At 25.1% G+C, this 24,502-nt stretch carries 15 protein-coding genes and 2 pseudogenes; 5 read left to right on the top strand and 12 right to left on the bottom strand.

Annotated features, from left to right (window positions below; all coding sequences use genetic code 11):
• Positions 1-86: 86 nt before the first annotated feature.
• The 4 genes from lpdA to G4A98_01010 form a co-directional block, all read right to left on the bottom strand.
• A complete protein-coding gene (gene lpdA / locus G4A98_01025) occupies positions 87-1,508 on the bottom strand; it encodes a dihydrolipoyl dehydrogenase (protein ID QIQ41803.1) in 1,422 nt (473 codons plus the stop codon).
• 62 nt (positions 1,509-1,570) lie between these two features.
• Entirely contained in the window at positions 1,571-2,779 is a 1,209-nt protein-coding gene (locus G4A98_01020) for a dihydrolipoamide acetyltransferase (protein QIQ41802.1), read from the bottom strand.
• A 13-nt stretch (positions 2,780-2,792) separates the two neighbouring features.
• Positions 2,793-5,456, bottom strand: a complete 2,664-nt coding sequence (gene aceE, locus G4A98_01015; protein ID QIQ41801.1) for a pyruvate dehydrogenase (acetyl-transferring), homodimeric type — start codon at positions 5,454-5,456, stop codon at positions 2,793-2,795.
• A 149-nt stretch (positions 5,457-5,605) separates the two neighbouring features.
• Complete coding sequence (locus G4A98_01010; protein QIQ41800.1) at positions 5,606-6,655, bottom strand: GMP reductase; 1,050 nt, start codon at positions 6,653-6,655, stop codon at positions 5,606-5,608.
• A 55-nt stretch (positions 6,656-6,710) separates the two neighbouring features.
• On the opposite strand from G4A98_01010, the gene G4A98_01005 reads away from it, so the two are divergent.
• A complete protein-coding gene (locus G4A98_01005; protein ID QIQ41799.1) occupies positions 6,711-7,361 on the top strand; it encodes a dephospho-CoA kinase in 651 nt (216 codons plus the stop codon).
• An 81-nt stretch (positions 7,362-7,442) separates the two neighbouring features.
• Here G4A98_01005 and G4A98_01000 read toward each other — a convergent pair.
• From G4A98_01000 to truA, 4 genes and pseudogenes are all read right to left on the bottom strand, one after another.
• Positions 7,443-7,802, bottom strand: a pseudogene (locus tag G4A98_01000) (NUDIX domain-containing protein).
• A gap of 71 nt (positions 7,803-7,873) precedes the next feature.
• Positions 7,874-10,498, bottom strand: a complete 2,625-nt coding sequence (gene secA, locus G4A98_00995) for a preprotein translocase subunit SecA (protein ID QIQ41798.1) — start codon at positions 10,496-10,498, stop codon at positions 7,874-7,876.
• A gap of 234 nt (positions 10,499-10,732) precedes the next feature.
• Positions 10,733-12,977, bottom strand: a pseudogene (locus tag G4A98_00990) (penicillin-binding protein 1B).
• Positions 12,974-13,774, bottom strand: coding sequence for a tRNA pseudouridine(38-40) synthase TruA (gene truA, locus G4A98_00985; GenBank protein ID QIQ41797.1), 801 nt, complete (start codon positions 13,772-13,774; stop codon positions 12,974-12,976). Before truA ends, G4A98_00990 begins: the two are co-directional and overlap by 4 nt.
• A 298-nt stretch (positions 13,775-14,072) precedes the next feature.
• On the opposite strand from truA, the gene dksA reads away from it, so the two are divergent.
• Complete coding sequence (gene dksA, locus G4A98_00980; GenBank protein QIQ41796.1) at positions 14,073-14,528, top strand: RNA polymerase-binding protein DksA; 456 nt, start codon at positions 14,073-14,075, stop codon at positions 14,526-14,528.
• A gap of 1,345 nt (positions 14,529-15,873) precedes the next feature.
• Here dksA and hpt read toward each other — a convergent pair.
• On the bottom strand, positions 15,874-16,416 hold the full coding sequence (hpt, locus tag G4A98_00975) for a hypoxanthine phosphoribosyltransferase (protein ID QIQ41795.1): 543 nt from the start codon (positions 16,414-16,416) through the stop codon (positions 15,874-15,876).
• Positions 16,417-17,063: 647 nt separating this feature from the next.
• On the opposite strand from hpt, the gene thrA reads away from it, so the two are divergent.
• From thrA to thrC, 3 genes are read left to right on the top strand one after another with little or no spacing between them, the layout of a single operon-like run.
• Complete coding sequence (gene thrA, locus G4A98_00970; GenBank protein ID QIQ41794.1) at positions 17,064-19,508, top strand: bifunctional aspartate kinase/homoserine dehydrogenase I; 2,445 nt, start codon at positions 17,064-17,066, stop codon at positions 19,506-19,508.
• Between the two features lie 19 nt (positions 19,509-19,527).
• Positions 19,528-20,457, top strand: a complete 930-nt coding sequence (gene thrB, locus G4A98_00965) for a homoserine kinase (GenBank protein QIQ41793.1) — start codon at positions 19,528-19,530, stop codon at positions 20,455-20,457.
• A gap of 3 nt (positions 20,458-20,460) precedes the next feature.
• Positions 20,461-21,750: a threonine synthase gene (gene thrC, locus G4A98_00960; GenBank protein ID QIQ41792.1), complete on the top strand. Its 1,290-nt coding sequence runs from the start codon at positions 20,461-20,463 to the stop codon at positions 21,748-21,750.
• Positions 21,751-21,834: 84 nt separating this feature from the next.
• Here the strand turns inward: thrC and ychF are convergent, their stop codons facing one another.
• From ychF to G4A98_00945, 3 genes are all read right to left on the bottom strand, one after another.
• Complete coding sequence (gene ychF, locus G4A98_00955) at positions 21,835-22,923, bottom strand: redox-regulated ATPase YchF (protein QIQ41791.1); 1,089 nt, start codon at positions 22,921-22,923, stop codon at positions 21,835-21,837.
• Between the two features lie 42 nt (positions 22,924-22,965).
• Positions 22,966-23,499 carry an aminoacyl-tRNA hydrolase gene (gene pth / locus G4A98_00950; protein ID QIQ42166.1) on the bottom strand — a complete coding sequence of 178 codons (534 nt, stop codon included), beginning with the start codon at positions 23,497-23,499 and terminating at the stop codon, positions 22,966-22,968.
• 180 nt (positions 23,500-23,679) lie between these two features.
• On the bottom strand, positions 23,680-24,291 hold the full coding sequence (locus G4A98_00945; protein ID QIQ41790.1) for a superoxide dismutase [Mn]: 612 nt from the start codon (positions 24,289-24,291) through the stop codon (positions 23,680-23,682).
• Positions 24,292-24,502 lie beyond the last annotated feature (211 nt).

The following is a 24,502-nucleotide window of genomic DNA, read 5'->3' as shown; positions in this document are numbered from 1 at the left end:
TATAGAAGCTTAATTTCTATAATCTTTGCTTTTTGCAAACGAATTTATTAATTTAAACAAAATAGAATTTTTTAAAAAATTAACAATTATTTATTCAATTGATAGTTTAATACATCTGTTGCTGTACCTTGAAAAACTTCTGCAGCTACACCTATTGATTCATATAAAGTCGGATGAGCGTGAATAGTTAATGCTATATCTTCGGCATCACATCCCATTTCAATAGCGAGTCCGACTTCACCAATTAATTCACCAGCATTTGTACCTACTATAGAACCACCAATAATTTTATTATTTTCTTTATTAAAAATTAATTTTGTCATACCTATACTACAGTTTGAAGAAATAGCTCTACCTGATGCACTCCAAGGAAAATTTGCAATCCCATAATCTATTTTTTCTTTTTTAGCTTGTGTTTCGTTTAATCCTACCCAAGCAATCTCGGGATCAGTATAAGCTATTGATGGAATTACCTTAGGTTCAAAATAATGTTTTTTACCAAAAATTACTTCTGCTGCAATATGACCCTCATGTACACCTTTATGAGCCAACATAGGTATTCCAGTTACATCGCCAATAGCATAAATATGTGGTATATTTGTTTTTAACTGTTTATCTACTTCAATAAAACCAAAACTGTTTATTTTCAGTCCTATTTTTTCTAATTTTAATGTATCAATATTAGGAGTTCTTCCTATTGCTACTAATACAGCATCATAAAATATATTTTTTTTGGTAATATTTTCTTGCACTATATCTACTGTTAATCCGATTTTTTTTAGCTCAACTTTATCTATATGAGTATTTAACATCAAATTAAACCTTTGATTAATCGATTTTATATATGTATCACTGATATCTTTATCTACTGAAGGAAGAAAATGATTAAATCGATCAATAACATCAACAGTTGAACCTAATGCACTATATATTGTAGCCATTTCTAAACCAATAATTCCACCACCTATAATTAAAAAACGATTTGGAATAGTTTTCAATAATAAGGCATCAGTTGAGTCCCAAATTCTTATATCATTATTAGGCATAGAAGCAATTTTAATTGGTCTAGAACCTGTTGCAATAATTGCATTATCAAAAAAAATAGTAAACTCATCTTCTTTACTAGTGACAATAATACTTTTATCAGTATTAAAAACAGCATGTCCTTGAAAAATTCTTATTTTTCTTGTTTTTCTCATATTAGATAAACCACTAGTTAGTTTATTTATAATATTTTCTTTCCAATTTTTAATTTTTTCAATATTAATTACTGGATCACTAAAAAAAACACCTGTTTTAGATAATTCTTTTGCTTCTCCAATCACTTTAGCTATATGTAATAACGTTTTCGAAGGAATGCAGCCAACGTTTAAACAAACGCCTCCTAATTTATTATAACGTTCTATTAATACAGTATCTAAACCTAGATCTGCACAACGAAAAGCTGCAGAGTAACCTGATGGTCCGGATCCGATAATTACAACTTGTGCATAAATTTTTTGATGCATTATAACCTCTTATAAATAAAAAAAAACAATGTATTATTTACATAATATTAAATATATGAAAACTACATAATTAAAAAATGTACATCAGATAATAGTTTATTAATTAATGTGATAAAACGAGCCGCGTAAACTCCGTTGATGACACGATGATCATAAGATAACGATAATGGTAGCATTAAAGATGGAATAAATTCTTTTCCATTCCATAACGGTTTAACCTGAGATTTTGAAACTCCAAGAATTGCTACTTCAGGTGCGTTGATAATTGGAGAAAACCAACTACCTCCGATTCCTCCTAAATTAGAGATTGTAAAACATCCTTCTGTCATATCTGAAATATTTAGTTTTCTTTTACGTGCTTTTTCTGATAGTAAAATTAATTCAGAAGATAGCTGTTCAATATTTTTTTTATTAACATCTTTTAATACAGGAACAAATAAATCATTATTAACATCTATAGCAAATCCGATATTAATATATTTTTTTAAAATAATTTTTTTATGATCTAAAGTAAGAGAACTATTAAAAATAGGAAATTTTTCTAATGCATGTGCAACTACTTTCATTATAAAAACCAATATTGTAACATTATCACTAGTATTTTTTTGTACTTTTTTTTCGATGTTGTATTTTTTACGAAAGTTTTCTAGGATAGTAATATTAACTTCATCAAATTGTGTGACATGGGGTATATTAATCCAATTCTGATGTAAATTTTTACCAATTGTTTTTTGAACACTGCTTAATTCAGATTCTTCTATTTTTAATGTATTATACTCATTAGGTTTAATGATTTTTTTTTCTTCTAAAATATTCTTTTTTATATTATTTTGATATAATTCTATATCTTCTTTTAAAATCCGTTTCTTAGGTCCAGTACCAATAACACTACATAAATCAATATTTAAATGACGTGCTAAACGTCTTATAACTGGAGTTGCATGAAAATATAAGTCTTTTTTTATTTTTTTTTTATGATTGAAATCGATATCTTGATCTAAATAGTTTGCTTCTTTTTTCTTTATATAAGAATTGATATCATCAACTTCAAACATCATGATAAGAGAATTAGTTTTAATTTTTTCACCAATTTTTATATAAATATTTTTTACTACTCCTGACATCGGTGATGGTATCTCCATAGAGGTTTTATCTCCTTCTACAGTTATTAATCCTTGTTCAAGTTCTACTTTTTCATTAACATTGACTAATATTTCGATCACTTCTACTTCATCGAAACCAATATCAGGTATTTTTACTTCTATATCCACTGTTTTTTACCTCTTAAGCTAAACGCGGATTAATTTTATCAGTATTAATATTAAATTTAACAATTGCATCTTCTACTACTTTTTTCTTAATATTATTTATATTAGCCAATAAACTTAAAGCAGCTACAACAATATAATGAGCATTTACCTCAAAATGATTACGTAATTTATCACGACTATCTGAACGACCAAATCCATCTGTCCCTAAAACATGATATTCTTGTGAAGGTATGTAATGACGAATTTGCTCAGCAAATAGTTTCATATAATCAGTAGCTGCAACAGTCGGATTTTTATTCATAACTTGTTTAACATATGCTATTTTATTTTTTTCATTAGGATGTAGCATATTCCATCGTTCACAATCTTCTCCATTTCTAGCTAATTCTGTAAAAGAAGTAACACTATATATATCTGTTGTAATAGAATAGTCTTTTAACAAAATTTCTGCGGCTTCACAAACAGAGCGTAAAATAGCACCAGAACCTATTAACTGTACTTTTGATGCAGTGCCATGTAAAGTTTTTAATTTATAAATTCCTTTACAAATACCTTCTTCTACTCCTGTAGGCATAGCAGGCATATAATAATTTTCATTAATTGTAGTAATATAATAATATATATTTTCTTGAGAAGGACCATACATACGTCTTAATCCATCTTGTATAATTACAGCAACCTCATAAGCAAAAGAAGGATCATAAGATATACAATTAGGAATTGTTAAAGATTGTATATGACTATGTCCGTCTTCATGTTGTAATCCTTCACCATTTAAAGTAGTTCTCCCTGAAGTTCCACCAATTAAAAAACCTCTTGCTTGCTGATCGCCAGCAGCCCAAAATAAATCTCCTATTCTTTGAAAACCAAAAATTGAATAATAAATATAAAAAGGAATCATAGGAAAATTATTAGTACTATAAGAAGTAGCAGCAGCCAACCAAGATGAAGCTGCACCTAATTCATTTATCCCCTCCTGCAATATTTGACCTTTTTTTTCCTCTTTATAGTACGCTAATTGTTCTCGATCTTGAGGAATGTACTTTTGACCACTAGAACTATAAATACCAATTTTCCGAAACAATCCTTCCATACCAAAAGTTCGTGCTTCGTCAGCAATAATTGGTACTATTAGATGTTTTATAAAATTATTTTTTAAAATAATATTTAAAACACGTATAAAGGCTATAGTTGTAGAAATATCTTTTTTTTGTTCTTCTAATAATGACTGAAAATCTACTAGATCTGGTAAAACTAATTTATTAGTAAAATTAGATAAACGAAAAGGAATATAACCACCTAATTTTTTTCGTTGTAAATGTATATAATAATATTCTTCAGAATTTTTTGCAAAAGTCACATATGGTAATTTTTTTATATTATCATTTGATATAGGAATATTAAAACGATCTCGAATATGCATTATGCCATTTATATCTATTTTTTTTATTTGATGAGCAATGTTTTTACCTTCTGCAGTTACTCCCATTCCATATCCTTTCACAGTATGTGCTAGAATCACTGTTGGTTTATATTTTGTTTCCTTTGCTTTTTTTAATGCATTAAACATTTTTTTTGGATCATGTCCTCCCCTATTTAACTGCCATATTTCTTCGTCAGTCATATCTTTAACTAATTCATATGTTTCTTTATATTTACCAAAAAAATTTTTACGAACATACGCGCCATCTTTAGATTTAAAAGTTTGATAGTCTCCATCGATTGTTTCATTCATTAATTGAATCAATTTTCCACTTGTATCTTTTTTTAATAAACAATCCCATCTGTTTCCCCATATAACTTTTATAACTTTCCATCCTGCTCCATAAAAAAAACTTTCTAATTCATTTACAATTTTTCCATTTCCTACTACTGGACCATCTAATCTTTGTAAATTGCAGTTGATTATGAATATTAAATTATCTAACTTTTCACGTACAGCTATAGAAATAGCACCTTTAGATTCCGGTTCATCCATTTCACCATCACCTAAAAAAGCATAAACTGTTTGTTTTGAAGTATTTTTTAATTCTCGATGTTGTAAATATTTTAAAAACTTTGCTTGATAAATAGCACAAAGAGGTCCTAAACCCATAGATACAGTAGGAAATTGCCAAAAATTTGGCATTAATTTAGGATGTGGATAAGAAGATAGTCCTATTCCATCAACTTCTTGTCTGAAATTATTAATTTGCTCTTCTGAAAGACGTCCTTCTAAAAAAGAACGAGCATAAATACCTGGAGCAATATGTCCTTGAAAATAAACTAAATCTCCTCCATCATTATCGTTTTTCGCTCGAAAAAAATGATTAAAACATACTTCGTATATTGTAGCTGAAGACTGAAAAGATGATAAATGACCGCCTAATTCTAAATTTTTTTTTGATGCACGTAATACCATCATGATAGCATTCCAACGAATTGCTGAACGAATGCGCTTTTCTAAAACAAGGTTCCCAGGATACTCAAATTCATCTTCACTGCAAATAGTATTGATATAGTCACTAGTAAAAAAAGATCTAAAAAATTCTACTCTATTAATTTTAGATGTTTTTAAAACTTGTTCAATTAAAAAATGAGCTCTTTTACGCCCTTCTTGTCGAATAACAGATTCAATAGCTTGCACCCAATCACTAGTTTCAATTGGATCCACGTCATTATATAAGCGTTCTGACATGGTATAAATTCCTTATACATTATATATTTAATAATAAAATGAAAAATTCATTATAAATCTTTAAAAAAATCAATAAAATTAACTATATTTATACACACACTTAATTTTATTAATTTTAAAATATAAAAAAAATTCAAAATAAATATTGTTCATTCTTTAAAAATATTAAAAACACAATTTTCTTGTTCAGTAACCCGTATAAATGTAGTTCTTTTTGTTAATTCTTTTAATTTCTCTGCACCAACATAAGTACAAGAAGAACGTAATCCCCCTAAAATATCACGTATAGTATTATCGACACTTCCACGATAAGGTATTTTAACTGTCTTACCTTCAGACGCACGATATCTTGCAATTTTACCTTCATAACGCTTCATTGCAGAAATAGAACTCATACCATAAAAAAGCATATATTTTTTTGATTCTTCTTCAAGTATATTTCCTGAGCACTCCTCATGACCTGAAAGCATTCCTCCCAACATAACAAAATCTGCACCGCCTCCAAAAGCTTTAGCAATATCTCCAGAAACAGCACATCCTCCATCACTAATAATTTGTCCATTTAATCCATGCGCTGCATCGGCACATTCTATAATAGCTGAAAGTTGAGGATAACCGACTCCAGTTTTCACACGTGTAGTACATACTGAACCTGGACCGATACCAACTTTCACTATATCTGCTCCAGATAATATTAACTCTTCGACCATTTCTCCAGTCACAACATTTCCAGCACAAATAATTTTATCTGGAAAATAATCTCTTACTAATTTTAAAAAACAAACAACATGTTCAGAATAACCATTAGCAACATCAATACAAATATATTTTAACTCCGATGATAATAAAAAAATTTTTTTTATTTTTAAAAAATCTACATTAGAAATTCCCATTGATACAATTACATGGTTTAATATTTCTTTAGAAGATGAATCAATAAAAATTTTCCATTCTTCAAAAGAGTAATATTTATGAACTGCTGTTAGTATATTAAAATTTGATAAAGATCTTACCATGTCAAATGTACCTATAGTATCCATATTTGCTGCAATAATAGGGATTCCAGACCAAACATTAGGGGAATATTTAAAGGAAAAACAACGAACAAGATCAACTTGAGCACGACTTTTTAGTATAGAACGTTTTGGTCTAATTAATACATCTTTAAACCCCAGTTTAATATCTTCTTCAATTCTCATACAATTATTATCCTAATTTAAATGTACAATACTAATAATAAAAATTTAAAATATTATGACTTATATTGTAGCACTTACTGGAGGTATTGGTAGCGGAAAAACTACCATCTCTAATGGTTTTAAAAAAATAGGTATTAAAATTATTGATACAGATATCATTGCAAAAAATATAATAGAATATAATATAAAAATATCATTTTCTATTAAAAAAAAATTTGGAAAAAAAATATTGAATATAGATAATTCGATTAATCGATCTCTACTTAGAAAGTATATTTTTAATGATAAAAACCATCGTTTATGGTTAGAAAATCTATTACATCCTAAAATTTATCAAGAAACTAAGCATCAAATACGACTTGCACAATCAAATTGGTGTCTATGGGTTGTACCATTGCTAATTGAAAAAAAATTAGAAAAACAAGCTCATAGGATTCTTTTAGTTGATACACCAGTAAAAGAACAAATAAAACGTATAATGAAAAGAGATAAGATTAATCTTCTAGAAGCTAAAAAAATTATTGCATTACAAGCTACTAGAAAAGAAAGAATTTCTGTATCAGATGATATTATTTTAAATAAAAAAGATATCAAAAAAATAAATGCACATATTTATTATTTTAATTTGTTTTATTCATTTCTATCAAAAAATCACAATAAAAGAATAATAGAAATTAAAAAAAATTATTTAACAAAATTTTATTAATATATTATATATATTTTTTAACTTTTTTATTTTCAATAATTCTTGAAATATAAATATTTATTATAAAAAGATATCAATATATTAATATTGATTTTTAAGGGAAGTTATAATATTGTGATTCGCACGTGGAAAATCAAAAGATCTTAAATTATATAAACATTTCCAATTATAAGGATATCCCTCAATACTATAAGGTTTTCCTGTCCATTTTTTTATTAAAAAAAAATATAGTTTTAATTTTTTTTTACAATTCATGTACTCTATATATTGAAAAAAAATAATGTCTAATGTAATAATTCCAACTTCTTCTAATAACTCTCTTTTTAATGCATGTATTATATTTTCATTTTTTTTTATCTTACCACCTGGAAATTCCCATATATTTTTTTTATATTTTCCTCTAGTTACATAAACTTTTTTTTTTGTTTATAATAATACCAATTACTGCTTCTATATATTTCATTAAATATATCCTTAATAAAAATATAACTTATTTTGTAGCAAAAACAATTTTATAAACTACCATGACAATACTTATATTTTTTTCCTGAACCACATAAACAGAGTGCATTGCGACTAATTTTCATATTATTAGGATTTAATGTTAAGTTTGTATTTAAATCTATATATTTTTTTGCATAAGACAGATTAATCTTACTAAGAAATGATACTACTTCATATTTTAATAATTCTAACATGCTAGAAAACATATTAAAAGATTCTCGTTTATATTCTTGTTTAGGATCTTTTTGAGCATAACTACGCAAATGAATACCTTGTCGTAGATAATCTATAGCTGATAAATGTTCTTTCCAAAGTGAATCTAATGTTTGTAACATGATAATTTTTTCTATCATACGCATATTTTCCGTACCAATTAATTTCTCTTTATTTTCATAATTAATATTCGCAAAATCAATGATTTTTTTTATAATTGTTTTATCTGTTAAATTAGGTTCTACAGTAAGCCAATCTAAAATTGGTATATTTAAATGAAAATCAATCTTTAATTTCTGTTCTAAATCAGCAATATTCCATTTATCTCGGATTGTATTTTTAGGTATATATAAAATAATATTTTTTTTTAAAACATCGTTTAAAATATCATAAATTATTATTTTTATATCTTTCACATCAATTAATTTATTACGTTGGGAATAAATTGCACTACGCTGTTCGTTAATCACATCATCATATTCTAATAACTGTTTTCTAATATCAAAATTTCGGCTTTCTACTTTTTTTTGAGCATTTTCTATAGCTTTTGTTACCCAAGGATGTTCAATAGCTTCATTAGAAGATAATCCTAATTTTCGCATCATATAAACGATTTTATCAGATGCAAAAATTCGCATTAAGGAATCTTCCATAGAAAGGTAAAAACGTGAAGAACCACTATCTCCTTGACGACCAGAACGTCCTCTTAATTGATTATCAATTCGGCGTGATTCATGACGTTCAGTACCAATAATATGTAATCCCCCAGAAGAAACAACTAAATCATGTTCTTGTTTCCATTGTTTTTTAATTTTATCAGCTTCATGTTCAGTGATGTTTACATGATGATTTAATTCAACTTCTAAATTACCACCAAGAACTATATCTGTACCTCTACCAGCCATATTAGTAGCAATCGTAATTGATTTAGGCTTACCAGCTTGTGCTATAATTTCAGCCTCTTTAGCGTGAAATTTAGCATTTAAAACATTATGATTAATATTTAATTTTAATAACTTCTTAGAAATAATCTCTGATTTCTCAATGGAAACTGTACCAACTAATACAGGTTTATTTAATTTTATACATTCTTGTATATCTTGAATAATTGCATTAATTTTTTCTTTTTTCGTAATATATACTAAATCAGGTAAATCTTTTCGTATCATTTCTCTATTTGTTGGTATTACAATAGTATCAAGATTGTAAATAGAACTAAACTCAAAAGATTCAGTTTCAGCAGTTCCAGTCATACCCGCTATTTTTTTATATAAACGAAAATAATTTTGAAAAGTGATAGATGCTAGAGTTTGGTTTTCATTTTTTATAGGAACATTTTCTTTTGCTTCAATTGCTTGATGCAATCCATCAGACCATCTTCTTCCTGGCATAGTACGACCTGTATGTTCATCTACAATAATTACACTATTATCTTTAACAAGATAATCAATATCTCGAATAAACAATTTATGAGCACGAAGTGCAGATAAAACATGGTGCATTAATATTATGTTATTCGAAGAATATAATGATTCTCCTCTATTCATTAGTTTCTTATCAAACAATATTTTTTCAATTTTAATTAGTCCTCTTTCTGTTAAATATACTTGTTTTGATTTTTCATCAATAGAAAAATGCCCTGTTCCATGAAAAATATCTGAATCTTCTTGTATTTGAGGAACTAAGAAAGGAACAATTGTATTGATTTCTTTATATAATTCAGAACTTTCTTCTGATGGTCCTGAAATAATTAAAGGTGTTCTAGCTTCGTCTATCAAAATTGAATCTACTTCATCTATTAATGCATAATGTAATTCTCTTTGTACTCTTTCCTCAGAAGTAAAAACCATATTATCACGTAAATAATCAAATCCATATTCATGATTCGTTCCATAAGTAATATCAGATAAATACGCTTTTTTTTTAGAAAAAAAAGATATTTCAGATGAATTTAAACCTACTGTTAAACCAAGAAATTCAAATAATAAAGTGTTTTTTTCAGCATCTCTTCGAGCTAAATAATCATTCATGGTTACGATATGTACGCCTTTTCCACTTAATGCATTTAAATAAGCTGGCAAGGTTGATGTTAAAGTCTTTCCTTCACCTGTTCGCATTTCTGCAATACATTGTTTATTTAAAACTATTCCTCCAAGGATTTGCACATCAAAGTGACGCATGCTAAAAACACGTTTACTCGCTTCTCGAACTGTAGCATAAGCTTCTGGTAATATATCGTCTAAAGTTGCACCACTACTTAATCGAAAACGAAATAGTTTTGTTTGTTCTTTTAATTTCTTATCTGACAAATTTTCAAAATGTTTTTCTAGTTTATTAATAGATAATACTATTTTTTTAAACTTTTTTAAAATACGATTATTACGATTACTAAATATTTTAGTTAAAAATTTAATTAACATATTATATGTTCTCATATTTAAAATTTTTAGATAAAATAACAGTTAAAAATTTTTATTATTCTTGAAGTAATATAATTAATTATGTTACTCAGTATATATAAAATATAAATAAAAAATTATTATGAGTAAAATACTCTAAAATTAATATTAATAATATACAGTAAAATTACATTAAAGTTTTAATGCAGATTAAAACTATACTTTCTTTAAAAAAATTTTTATTTTATTTTAAAATCAACTGTTCAAACAAAACAAAAAATTTTTTATATTAAAAAATATTTTTGATAATTCATAATGATACAAATTTTTTCATTTTTTGAAGAGTAAACTAGTACACTTCAATTATACTTATCGTTTTTTTGACAAAATCATTTTCTTAAATTATCTATATAAAACATATTAATATTTTTTAAAAGTTTTAATAGTAATGGTATTAGACATTGATATTGAAGATATCTCTATAAACTTTCATTGTCGTAGAAGCACTATATAATTTTGTTGTTTGATTATTATCTCTTTCTATCTAGGTAATTGCAATTTGTTTTCTATCAATACCTATAAACTAATTATCAACTAAATTGTTTGTAGTACCAGTTTTTCCAGATAAAAAATTTTTTAAAAATTACTCCCAATGACTTTACTACTCCAGTATTATCTACTTGATATATAGCATATAATGTCAAATAAGAAGCTTTAGAAGAAGTCATATGTTTTAATTAAGGAAAAGTTTGATAAAAAACTTTACTATCATCAGCAACAATTGATCTGACTGATGATAATAATAACTTATAACCACCAATTGCAATTATTAAAAATATTTGTACTGTTTCAATAGGTGTTAAGTCAATAGCCTCTAAAGATGTTGATGGAAAGGGAAAATCTAATTGCTAGAAATACTTCAAGTATAAACAACTACCAACTAATTTTTTTAATCCTATAACTATACTGAAATGCACTGTAAGAATATTAATTGAGTGAATTAAAACATCTAATAACATTACCCTTTAATTAAAAAAATATTATTTTTTGGTTTCCAATACTTACCATTATCTAATTTAATTAAAATGAGATGATTAAGAATTCACGTATTTCAATTGTATTTATTTGATTATAATAAAGCAGTGAAATATGTTATTAGTTTAGATCAAAAACTAATAGAACGACGAACTTTTAAAACGAAATTATAACTATGCAATTTTGATTTAAAACTTCCAATAAGCGATTGAACTTTTGCAGAAAACCTATTAATAATTACAAATAACAACTTTTAAATCTTCTAATCTTTTTTTGCTTTGCAATATAAGAATTTCTATTTTTTTATCTTTTCCTACTGCGTTTTATGAAATGTAATCAAGAGTTGTAAATATCTTTATTCTTAAAAATTTTTAATTGAATTACTAACTTTTATTGTAAATTCTTAACATACCAGTTTTGCAAAAGAAAGATGAGAAAAAATAATATCTCTCTTAGGTTGGATATTTAAAGAACGTTTACATAAATTCTTATAAAGATTTTTTATAACATATTTTTTTGATATTATAAAAATCAGAATACATTTCTTCTTTTTAACGCAGATTTAGAGTAAGTACAAGACTTATATAAAGATACCTCTTTTACTATTCTCACTAATAAAACATATTGTTTTAAAGTTAACTCATGTATTATTCAACTAAAATAGTAAATACTAACAAGAGGAAATATTTGAATTGTTTTATCATCTTATCCTAAATACAATTCATTAAATATAGTTCTAAAAATTCGATTTGGTGTATAAAAAACCATTTATAATCAAATTTATATACATTTCATTTATCTTTCTTGATATTAAACAAATATTTGTTAGAAACAGATTTTTATTAACTTTTAACTTAAAGTACGTCTAACTTATATTGTACGACTAACTATCGCGTTTACTAAAAAGTTTATCCTAGTTTATCCTAGTTTATCCTATAGAAGATATGTGAATATTATTCATTTTTATAAAAATATTTATCTTCAATTCTTAATAGTGTTTTAATTAAAATATCTAGATATTTATTACAAAAAAAATATACGTTTCTTTTTTTTAGGAAATATTAACATAGAAATTAATTTAGGTGCTAAACGAAAAAAATAAAATTACAATTATTATTAATATTTTTAATTTCTATGAAAGTATTTTTATTGAAAAATAAACGTGTATGAAATTCGATTTCCTTGACAATAGGGAATTCAAAAGGACATTATATAGATTCTATGTATTATTTTTTATACTGTATTCTCTAAGAGACATAACTGAATCTACTTTTTTATACGTTTTACTTCTTAAAAGATTTAATATCTCTTGTTGAGAAGATTAAGCACCTAGTTTCAAATTAACGATACATCTATATATTGAATTCGGAAAACTCTATACTTTTCTTTGAATTAATTAATCTATCTTAGTATATAAATACAATTTATAGAAAATAATCAAAAAAAATAATTTAACATTTTTCATTTAAAGAATATAGAAGTATATTCTAATTTCGGAAGATTAAAATGTAGAGGATATTGTACATATACTAAATATAAACCTTTAGCTGGTGCAGTAACTCCCGCATAATTTCTATCTTTTTTTTGTAATAATTCTTTCATCCAAAAGTCTTTTTTTTTAGACATCCCAATTTCAATCAAAGAACCCACAATATTCCGAACCATATGATGTAAAAAAGAATTGGCTGTAATATCAATTATTACCCAATCATGAAAACGAAAAACATTTAATTTGGTAATTTTTCTCCAAGGAGAACATGACTGACAACTTAGAGCTCTAAAAGATGTAAAATCGTGTTCTCCTAATAAAAATTGAGCTTCAGAGTACATTTTTTTTACATTTAATTTTCTATAAATATGATATGATTTATTTTGAAAAATAGCAGAACGAAGACTATAGTTATATATTATATAACGATAAGAACGTGTAATAGCACTATAACGAGCATGAAAATTTTCTGGAACTTCTTTTATCCAAACGATAGAAACATTTTTAGATAGGTAACTATTTACTCCTATTGACCAAGATGATTTTTTTCGAACAGCTGTGGTGCTGAAATGTACAACTTGTCCTATACTATGAACTCCAGCATCAGTTCGACCTGCACATATAACATCTATCTTATGATTAGCAATTATAGACAAAGCTGTTTCGATTTCTTCTTGAATGCTAAACACGCTTTTTTGACGTTGCCATCCATGGTATAAACTCCCATCATATTCAACTCCTAAAGCAAATCTTTTGATATTATCTTGTACCATTTAAAAAGAATCCTATCACAAATATTAATAAAAATAATAACTTGTTATTTTCATAAAAAATTATCTATTTCTTTAAAAATAAAGCTAATAGTATAAAAAATATATTTAATTATAGTTTATGTTAACATAATTTATTATAATGATTTATTTATATAAAAAAAATAAGAAAAGATTATATATTTAATATCTCAAAAACATATTTTCTAAATTGAAATTTATCAAAATAATACAATAAATATTGTGTTCACAATATTCCTTATGTTGCATATTTAGTAAAAATATTATCTCGGAGAGAGCTATGGAAAAAGAAAAAAACAAAAAAACATCATCTTTAAACGTTCTTTCTATTGCAGGTTTACAACCTTATCAAAAAAAAATAGATGAACAATACATGAATGAAGATCAAATGTTACACTTTTATACAATTCTTGAGACATGGAAAAATCAATTAAAAGATGAAATCAACCATACTCTACTCTATATACAAGATAAAGCTACAAATTTTCCAGACCCTATTGATCGAGCTACACAAGAAGAAGAATTTAGTTTAGATTTACGAAATCGTGATCGCAGTCGAAAATTGATTAAAAAAATAGAAACAACTTTAAAAAAAATTCAAGAAAAAGATTTTGGTTATTGTAATTCTTGTGGTATTGAAATTGGAATTCGTCGTTTAGAAGCTAGACCTACTGCCAATCTTTGCATTGATTGTAAAACATTAGAAGAAATTAGAGAAAAACAAATGACTGGTTAGTTTTATAGATTAAAAATTTATAATAAGGATATTCGAACAGTTTGAAAAATATATTCGAATATCCCCTTGTAGTTTGGAACATATTATTATACTGTAATTCATTGAAGTAAATATGAAACGTATTATAAATTCTCAATTAATAAACCAGAAAATAATAAAACAAAATTATCAGATGTTACAAACTAGGACTTTTAATTTACTAAATTATTGTATAATAATTATTCGACCTGTATTTTGTGTCTTATGATAAAATTAAACAAGCTGTTGCAAAAATAAAAATAATTATCAGCTCTAGTACAAATCTAATTAAAATAATACCAAAGGAAAATAGTTAGTAAAAATTATTAAAGGAGTATCTAACAGCTCATAAATCAATATTAGCATATAGTTATACAAATTTAACACCCAATCTTTCAACTATTCAGATAAATATAAAACTCCAAGAAAAGAAAAAATAACAAAAATAAATTAATAGACGAATCTTTTTTATCAAAATTATCTGAAATTAAATTACTTTTAGTAGAATGTGATTTAAAAAATTAACAGCAAAAATAACTAAAAACTTACCTATTTTAGTTATCGATATAAGATAGAGTAAATATACTAATAGAGAAATTCTTATAATATATAATTGATTAAGAATTACTAAAGGGAAAAAATCAGTTTTATAGAAAATTTTATTTCTGTAAAATAACAGAATTTAAAAAGAAATTATAAAATATATGTGTGAAGTTAAAAAAGATATTTATCTCAGCATAAAATATAGTTTTGAAAGATATAATATTATATTGTATATATATAAAACATACGATTGATTTCTACCATAAATCATTTAAAAAATAGAGATATAGCACTAATATCATTAAAAAACATATAGATAATATTATTAAGTATTTTTATTAATCTATTCAATTGAATACTTTATTAAATCTTCAAATTACCATCAAACCTTTAAAATAGATTGTGAAATATTAAAAAATATAGATGTTGTTTTTTCCTATATGAGTGAAATTTATCCAAAACATTATATAAAATAAAAAACTTGTAAAGATTCTATGATACTTTAAATTCTTATAAAGATAAATATAGACGAGATATTTTAAAGCAATCAAGATAATAATTTCTAAGATTATTTAATTTCGCATAATCGAATTGTTTTCTTAAGAAAAAGATCGCCAGTTAATATAATATTAAAAGAAAAAAATTTGAAATAATTGTAAAAAAAACAGTTATACTAGAAAAAATTTATTCGCTCATTTAAACAATTTTTAATTAAAACAAGATTTTCTGTTGATATATTTAATATTGTAATTTATAAAATATGACAATATTAATTTAATTTGATTTAATTTAATTTTTTAAAAACTACTTTTCCTATGTATGGTAGATAACGATAAGATTGAGCATAATCAATACCATAGCCTACTATAAAAAAGTTTTCTAAAATAGAAAAACCTATAAAATCAACACTAATATCTACCTCTCGACACTCTGGTTTATCTAAAAGGGTGCAAATTGATAATGATTTTGGGTTTCTAAGTTTTAAAATACCCAATACTTTACTTAAAGTTTTGCCTGAATCAATAATATCTTCTACAATTAAAACATGTTTATTGTAAATATCTTCATCTAAATCTTTTATAATTTTAACATCTCCACTAGATAGCATCCCCCGTCCATAACTAGAAGTTGTCATAAAATCTACTTCATGTTTAATATGAATTCTACGACATAAATCTGCTATAAATACAAAAGAACCACGTAGTAGTGCTATTAGTATCATTTTATTTTTACTGTTTCTATATTTTTTAGTAATTTCTTGACCTAGTTCGCGTACACGAATATCCAGTTCTTTCTCGGAAATGATAACTTGAATGGTATGTTTCATAATGTTAACTAAATAGTTAGTGTGAATTGAATCATATTAAAAATTTACAATAATACACTGGTAGTTTATTGAAAATATACAATATATTGAACAAATAAATTTCTAATATACAATGAAAAATAAAATATTTATTTTTTAAACTATTGCACTAATAATGATCATTATGTTATAAAAATTAAAGTAATTAAAAAACACATATTCTATCTATATCAAAATGTGATTTATGTTATATTTTATATTTAATTATAAAAAATAATATTTTATGAAAGAAAATGTTAAATTTCAAAAAAATTACAAAATATTTTTAGTGTAAAAGAAATAATTTTTTGTTGTAATATTTTTCTATAAACATAAATACATCTAATTTATGATAAAATCAAAAAATACTGCTTTTACAGCATTCTAAATAAATAAAAATATTTTTCATCAACAATATAAATTATATTAAAAAATATTGCTTAATACAATTGATTAAAAAACTTTGCGCATTCATAAAAAAATATTAATATCTATTTATAGCCTCTTCACTAGAATAGCTGTTCTAATTCTTATAACTAGTCATGATGTGGGCTCAGATAATCTTTTAAAAAACCTGCCCATACTAAAGGCAGGTTTTTTTACGACATAAATACAAGGAACTAAAAAATATGAAGTTATTAAAATTTGGTGGCACTTCACTTGCTAATGCAGAAAAATTTTTATGCGTATCTAGTATTATAGAAGAAAATATTAAAATAGATCAAATTGCAGTAGTTCTTTCAGCACCAGCTAAAGTAACTAACTATTTAGTTAAAAGTATAGAAAATATCACTAATAATAATATTTTAGAAACAATACATCTTGCAGAAAATATATTTTTAGAATTAATAAATAATATTTTAAAAATACAATCTAATTTTCCTTATAATCAAGTAGAAAAAGTTATAAAAAAAGAATTTGATAAATTAAAAAAAATAATACATGGAATAGTATTATTAAAACAGTGTCCAGATAATATTCGCGCAACTATTATTTCTCGTGGAGAAATACTTTCAGTTTTTATAATGAAAGGTATATTACAATCTAAAAATCATAATGTAACTATTATTAACCCAGTTGAAAACTTTATATCTTTAGGAAATAACTACTTAGATTCAACTGTTGATATATCTAAATCTAAAAAACGCATTCATAATATAAACATTCATAAAAATGATATTATTTTAATGGCTGGTTTTATTTCAGGTAATCAAAATAAAGAGTTAGTAGTATTAGGAAGAAATGGATCTGATTATTCTGCCGCAGTTTTAGCGGCTTGTTTAGATGCGAATTGTTGTGAAATTTGGACCGATGTGGATGGCGTTTTTACTTCTGATCCAAGAAAAGTTTTAAATACTTATTTATTAAAATCAATATCATATCAAGAGGCAATGGAATTATCTTATTTTGGTGCTAAGGTATTACATCCTCGCACTATTGAACCAATTGCTCAATTTAAAATTCCATGTTTTATTAAAAATACTGCTAATAAAGACTCTATGGGAACTTTAATTTGTCAAAAAAATTATTCTGAAAAAGATTTTCTAAAAGGTGTAACTCATCTTGATGAAATAGCAATGTTTAATATATCTGGACCTCATATAAAAAATATAAGAAATGTAATTCCACGTATTTTTACTGTAATATCTAGAAATAATATTAAAATATTATTAATTACACAATCATCTTCGGAATATAAAATGAATTTTTGTATTTTTGAATCTGGTATTGATAAAGTTCTATACTCATTAAATAAAGAATTTCAACTAGAATTAAAAAATAAATTATTGAATCCTTTTAAAATAAAAAAAAATTTATCTATTCTTTCAGTAGTGGGATCAAATATTTATAAAAAACATGATATTGCATCAAAAATATTTTCTACCTTAGGTGCCTCAAAAATTAATATCCTTGCAATTGCACAAGGTTCTTCAGAACATTCTATTTCATTAGTAATTCAAAAAGAACATATTTTACAAGCCGTTCAAAATGTTCATAATATATTATTTTGTAATAAAAAAATTATTCATGTTTTTTTAATAGGAATAGGTGGAATTGGTAGCACATTATTGAATCAAATACTCAAACAAAAACAGTTTTTAAATGAAAGAAATATAGAAATTAAAATTTGTACTATTGCCAATTCTAAAAAAATATTATTTTTAGATGAACCAAGTAATCTATCTAATTGGAAAAATGATTTTAAAAAATCCACTAAAAAATTTACTTTAGAAATATTAAATAATTTAGTAAAGAATAATAATTTTTCAAATTCAGTAATTGTTGATTGTACATCTAATCAATTGTTAGCAGAACAATATGTAAATTTTATTTATAATGATTTTCATGTAGTTACTTCAAATAAAAAAGCAAATACTAGTGCATTGACTTACTATAAAAAAATAAGACATGCTACTGCTGAAACAAATAAAAAATTTTTATACGAAACCAATGTTGGATCAGGATTACCAGTAATAGAAACTATTCAAAATCTATTTAAAACAGGTGATACTTTAATTCGTTTTAAAGGTATATTATCTGGGTCATTATCTTTTATTTTTGGAAGATTAGAAGAAGGTGTTTCATTATCACACGCTACTAAAGAAGCAAAAGAATTAGGTTTTACCGAACCGAATCCATGTGATGATTTATCAGGAATTGATGTTGCGAGAAAGTTACTAATTTTAGCACGTGAATCTGGATGTAATATAGAACTAAAAGATATTAAAATTGAACCTTTATTACCGGATATCTTTAAAAAATATGAAGATGTCGACAAATTTCTATTAAAATTAAAAGAATTAGATTCTTATTTTCTAAAAAAAATTAATCAAGCACGCAATGTAGGAAATGTACTTCGATTTGTTGCGACAATAGAACAAAATAAAAAATTTTTTATAAAACTTGAAGAAGTCAACATTAATGATCCATTATACAAAATAAAAAACGGTGAAAATGCACTAGCATTTTATACAAATTATTATCAACCAATTCCTCTAGTACTAAGAGGTTACGGTGCTGGTAATAGTGTTACAGCGTCTGGAGTATTTTCCGACTTACTACGTACACTATAATAAACGTCAGGACATAGTAATGATTAAAATTTATGCACCAGCTTCTATTGGTAATGTTGGAGTAGGATTTGATATTTTAGGTGCAGCAATTATACCTATCAATGGTGCGTTATTAGGTGATTTTGTAACAGTAAAATTATCAAAAAAATTTAACTTAATTAATAAAGGTATGTTTTCTGATAAATTACCTAAAAACACTGAACAAAATATTGTTTGGAAATGCTGGTTAAAATTTTGTAGTGTTATAAAAAAAAATATTCCAGTTTCTATTATATTGGAAAAGAATATGCCTATTGGATCAGGATTAGGTTCTAGCGCATGTTCGGTAGTAGCTACTTTGGTTGCCATGAATGAAATTTGTAATAAACCTTTAAGTTCAAAAGAATTATTACTTCTTATGGGAGAAATAGAAGGTGAAATATCAGGTAGCATACACTATGATAATGTTGCTCCATCTTATCTTGGAGGACTACAGCTCATATTAGAAGATTCTGAAATAATAAGTCAAACAATACCAAGTTTTAAAAATTGGTTTTGGATAATAGCTTGGCCAGGAATAAAAATCTCTACTTCAGAAGCAAGAGAAATATTACCAAAAAAATATAAAAGAGAAATATGTATTAAAAATAGTCGTTACTTATCTGGTTTTATTCATGCTTCATATAGTCAACAACCGTTTTTAGCAGCACGATTAATGCAAGATTTTATAGCAGAACCATATCGTATTAAATTACTACCTAATTTTTTAAAAACTAAAGAAAAAATCAAAAAAATCGGAGCTATAAGTTGTGGGATATCTGGTTCAGGACCCGCGATTTTTTCTATTTCTGATAATATACAGATAGCTCAAAACATATCTTTATGGTTAACAGAAAATTATTTACAGAATAAAACAGGATTTGTTCATATTTGTTTTTTAGATTCAAAAGGTGTACGTAAAATAGGATGAAAAATGAAACTGTATAATTTAAAAGATCATAGCGAACAAGTAAATTTTGAAACAGCTGTAAAACTAGGATTAGGACGACAACAAGGATTATTTTTTCCAGTAGAACTACCTATTATTACGCCTATCGAATTATCAAAAATATTAAAAATGGATTTCATTACTCGTAGTACTGAAATACTTTCTAAATTTATTTATCATGAGATATCTAAAAAAAAATTATATGAACATGTTAAACAAGCATTTTCATTTAGAAATCCATTAAAAATAAAGATTACAGAAGATATACATTGTTTTGAGCTATTTCATGGACCAACATTAGCATTTAAAGATTTTGGAGCACGTTTTATGGCTCAGATGATACTATCACTAAATAAAAAAAATGAATCAGTTACTATCTTAACTGCAACATCAGGCGATACAGGTGCAGCGGTAGCACATGCATTCTACGGAATGAAAAATGTACGTGTGATTATCTTATACCCTAAAGGGAAGATTAGTGAATTACAAGAAAAATTATTTTGCACATTAGGGAAAAACATAAAAACCATATCAATTAATGGTAGTTTTGATGATTGTCAAAAATTAGTAAAAGAAGCTTTTAACGATAAAAAATTAAAAGAATCAATTGGATTAAATTCAGCTAATTCTATTAATATAAGTAGATTATTAGCACAAATTTGTTATTATTTTGAAGCTTTCTCTTTAATTTCAGAGCAACAAAGAAAAAACTTAGTTATAGCAGTTCCATGTGGAAATTTTGGGAATCTAACTGCTGGATTATTATCTAAATCTCTTGGCTTACCAATTAAATCATTTATAGCATGCACCAATGCTAACGATACAGTACCAAGATTTCTTGATCATGGGATATGGAATCCAAAAAATACTGTATCTACCATTTCTAATGCTATGGATATTAGTCAACCTAATAATTGGACTCGAATTGAAGAATTATTTTATCGAAAAAAATGGGATTTAAAAGAACTTAGATTTGGCAGTGTATCAGATCTTACCACTGAAGAATCATTAAAAGAATTGTTTCAGTTAGGTTATGTTTCTGAACCTCATGCTGCAATAGCATATCGATTATTACGGGATCAATTAAAAGAAGATGAATTTGGTTTATTTCTAGGAACTGCACATCCAGCTAAATTTAAAAATACTGTGGAAAAAATATTACAAAATAAAGTTATACTTCCTAATGAACTAAAAAATAGAATCAATCTTCCATTATTATCTTATAATATTAATCCTATTTTTAGTAAATTAAAAACATTTTTATTAGAAAAATAAAAATTATACTAGAGAGGATAAACATTTTTTCCTCTCTAAAAAAATTACATACATATATATATAAAATTTAAAAATTAATCATCTTTATACATTAAATAAAAAATGAATAATATCACCATCTTGAATATAATATTGTTTTCCTTCTATTCTAAATTTTCCCATTTCTTTAACTTTGGATTCACTTTTATATTTTATAAAATCTATATATTTAATAATTTGTGCTCTAATAAAACCTTTGCTGAAATCACTATGTATTTTATGTGCGGCTTGAATACTAGTACTTCCATCAAGAATTTCCCAGGCACGAATTTCTTTTTTCCCCACAGTAAAAAAAGTTATCAAATTTAAAAGTTTATACCCAGCAGATACAATATTATTCAAACCTAAATTTTTTATATTAAATGCTTGCATAAACGATTTTTGTTCTTCATTATGCATTCTAACTAAATCCAACTCCAAATTTGCATGAATCGGAATAACTATAGACCCTTCTTTCTCAGCTATCTTATTTAATTCATCTAAAAAATAATAAGATTCTTTTTCGTCATTAATATTAGCAATGTACATCGTTGGTTTTAAAGTCAAAAAACGTAAATAACTAATCAGATTTCTTTCATCTTGATTTAAATCAAGAGTTTTTAGCATTAAAAATTGTGTTAAATGATTAATGCATTTTTTCAAAACATTGATTTTCTTTAGTATTATACTATCTTGTAATACTGCTTTTTTTTGTAATTGTGCTAAAGTCTTTTCACAAAGATCAAAATCAGATAATATAAGTTCAGTATTAATAATATCTATATCTTTATCAGGTTGAATTTTATTATAAACATGAGTAATATTATCATTTTTAAAACATCGAACAACATGTGCTATAGCATCTGTCTCTCGTATATTGGCTAAAAATTGATTACCTAATCCTTCACCATTAGATGCTCCCTTAACCAAACCTGCAATATCTATAAATTCTATAAATGTATTAACTATTTTTTGAGGAGAAACAATTTTAACAAGATGATTAATACGTTCATCAAAAACTGAAACGATACCTATATTTGGTTTAATAGTGCAAAATGGAAAATTAGCAACTGCTGAATTTCCTTTAGTCAAAAGATTAAATAAAGTAGATTTACCAACATTAGGCAACCCTATAATACCACATTTAAAACCCATATTTTATCGCACCTTGAAAAAATAGAAGATATTTTTATCTAATTAAAATTTCAAAATGTTTGAAATCAAATTTTCTTCTATTGCATGTAAAATTGATCTTCGAATTAATGTTTTCTCTTGTTTTGTAGGACTTGATAATACAAAAGAAGCTATTTGATCGCAATATTCTGGACGACCAATACCAATTCTAAATCGAAAAAAATTAATTTTTTTATTGAATACATTAATAATATTTCTTAATCCATTATGTCCATTATGTCCATAACTATATTTTACTTTTAAGATACCAGGTGCAAGCTCTAAATCATCATGAACTACTAATATGTCACTTAGATTAATATTATAAAATGATGCCATTTTTAACACTGACTGACCATTAATATTCATAAATATATTAGGTACAAGTAATCGAGTATAATTTAAATTTATACTAAAAGAAGTAGCAAAACCAAGAAATTTTTTTTCTATTTTTAAATTTTTTAAATAACTCTCTGCTAAAGCATAAACATACCAAGAACCTACATTATGACGCGTATTATGATATTCTTTTTTTGGATTAGATAGTCCGACTATCATTTTAATAGTGTTCAAAAAATACCCTTTTATATTAAAATAATTGTTTTAGTATCTGATAAAATATATTAAAAAACATATAATATATTATTATATGCTTTTTATAGATTACATGATGAAATTTGCAATTAAATCAATCAAATCTGATCTTATAAACAATACTAGTTTAATAGTATTAATAAATTATTTCTGTAAACGATCAGAAGCTTCTTCCCAATTAACAACATTCCAAAAAGCTTTAATATAATCTAATCGTCTATTTTGATATTTTAAATAGTAAGCATGTTCCCAAATATCTAAACCAATTATAGGATAACCATGTGTATTAGATATTAATTTACCCATTAAAGGGTTATCTTGATTAGTAGTAGAAACAATAGATAAAACACCGTTTTGATTAACTAACCATACCCAACCAGATCCAAAATGATTGAGTGCTACTGATTCAAATTTTTCTTTAAAATGATCAATAGTACTAAATTTTTTTTCTATTTCTATTTTTAGATCATTAGTTAAAACAGTTCCTAATTTTAAACTTTTCCAAAAAAAACTATGATTTATATGGCCACCTGCGTTATTACGTAATATATTTTTATTTTCTAAAGTAATCTCATTTAAAATAGAGATTAATTCATCAATAGATAATGAAGAAAAATTTGTATTTTCTAAAATAGAATTAGTATTGTTGATATAATTTTGATGGTGTTTAGTATGATGAATTCGCATAGTTTGCTCATCAAAAAATGGTTCTAACGCATTGTACGAATAAGGTAAAGAAGGAAGAACGTAACTCATTTTATTTTCCTAGAGGTAATTGTAATAAAATATCGGAATTATTTTTTAATAATATTAAGTTAATACTTTAATCTTAAATATTCTTATAAAGTATAGTACACTTATTAAATTATTCACAAGAATCATAATACATATTTTTAAAGTATCCAGAATTAAAATAATAAAAATATAAAAGATTGACTATATTAAACAAAAATATTTTAAAAAATGA

Origin of the sequence: Buchnera aphidicola (Microlophium carnosum) (genome assembly GCA_011752475.1) — a bacterium.
GTDB classification, from domain to species: domain Bacteria; phylum Pseudomonadota; class Gammaproteobacteria; order Enterobacterales; family Enterobacteriaceae; genus Buchnera; species Buchnera aphidicola_BG.
Note: the sequence above shows the minus strand (reverse complement) of the source record. Positions and strands in the feature narration are given on the sequence as shown.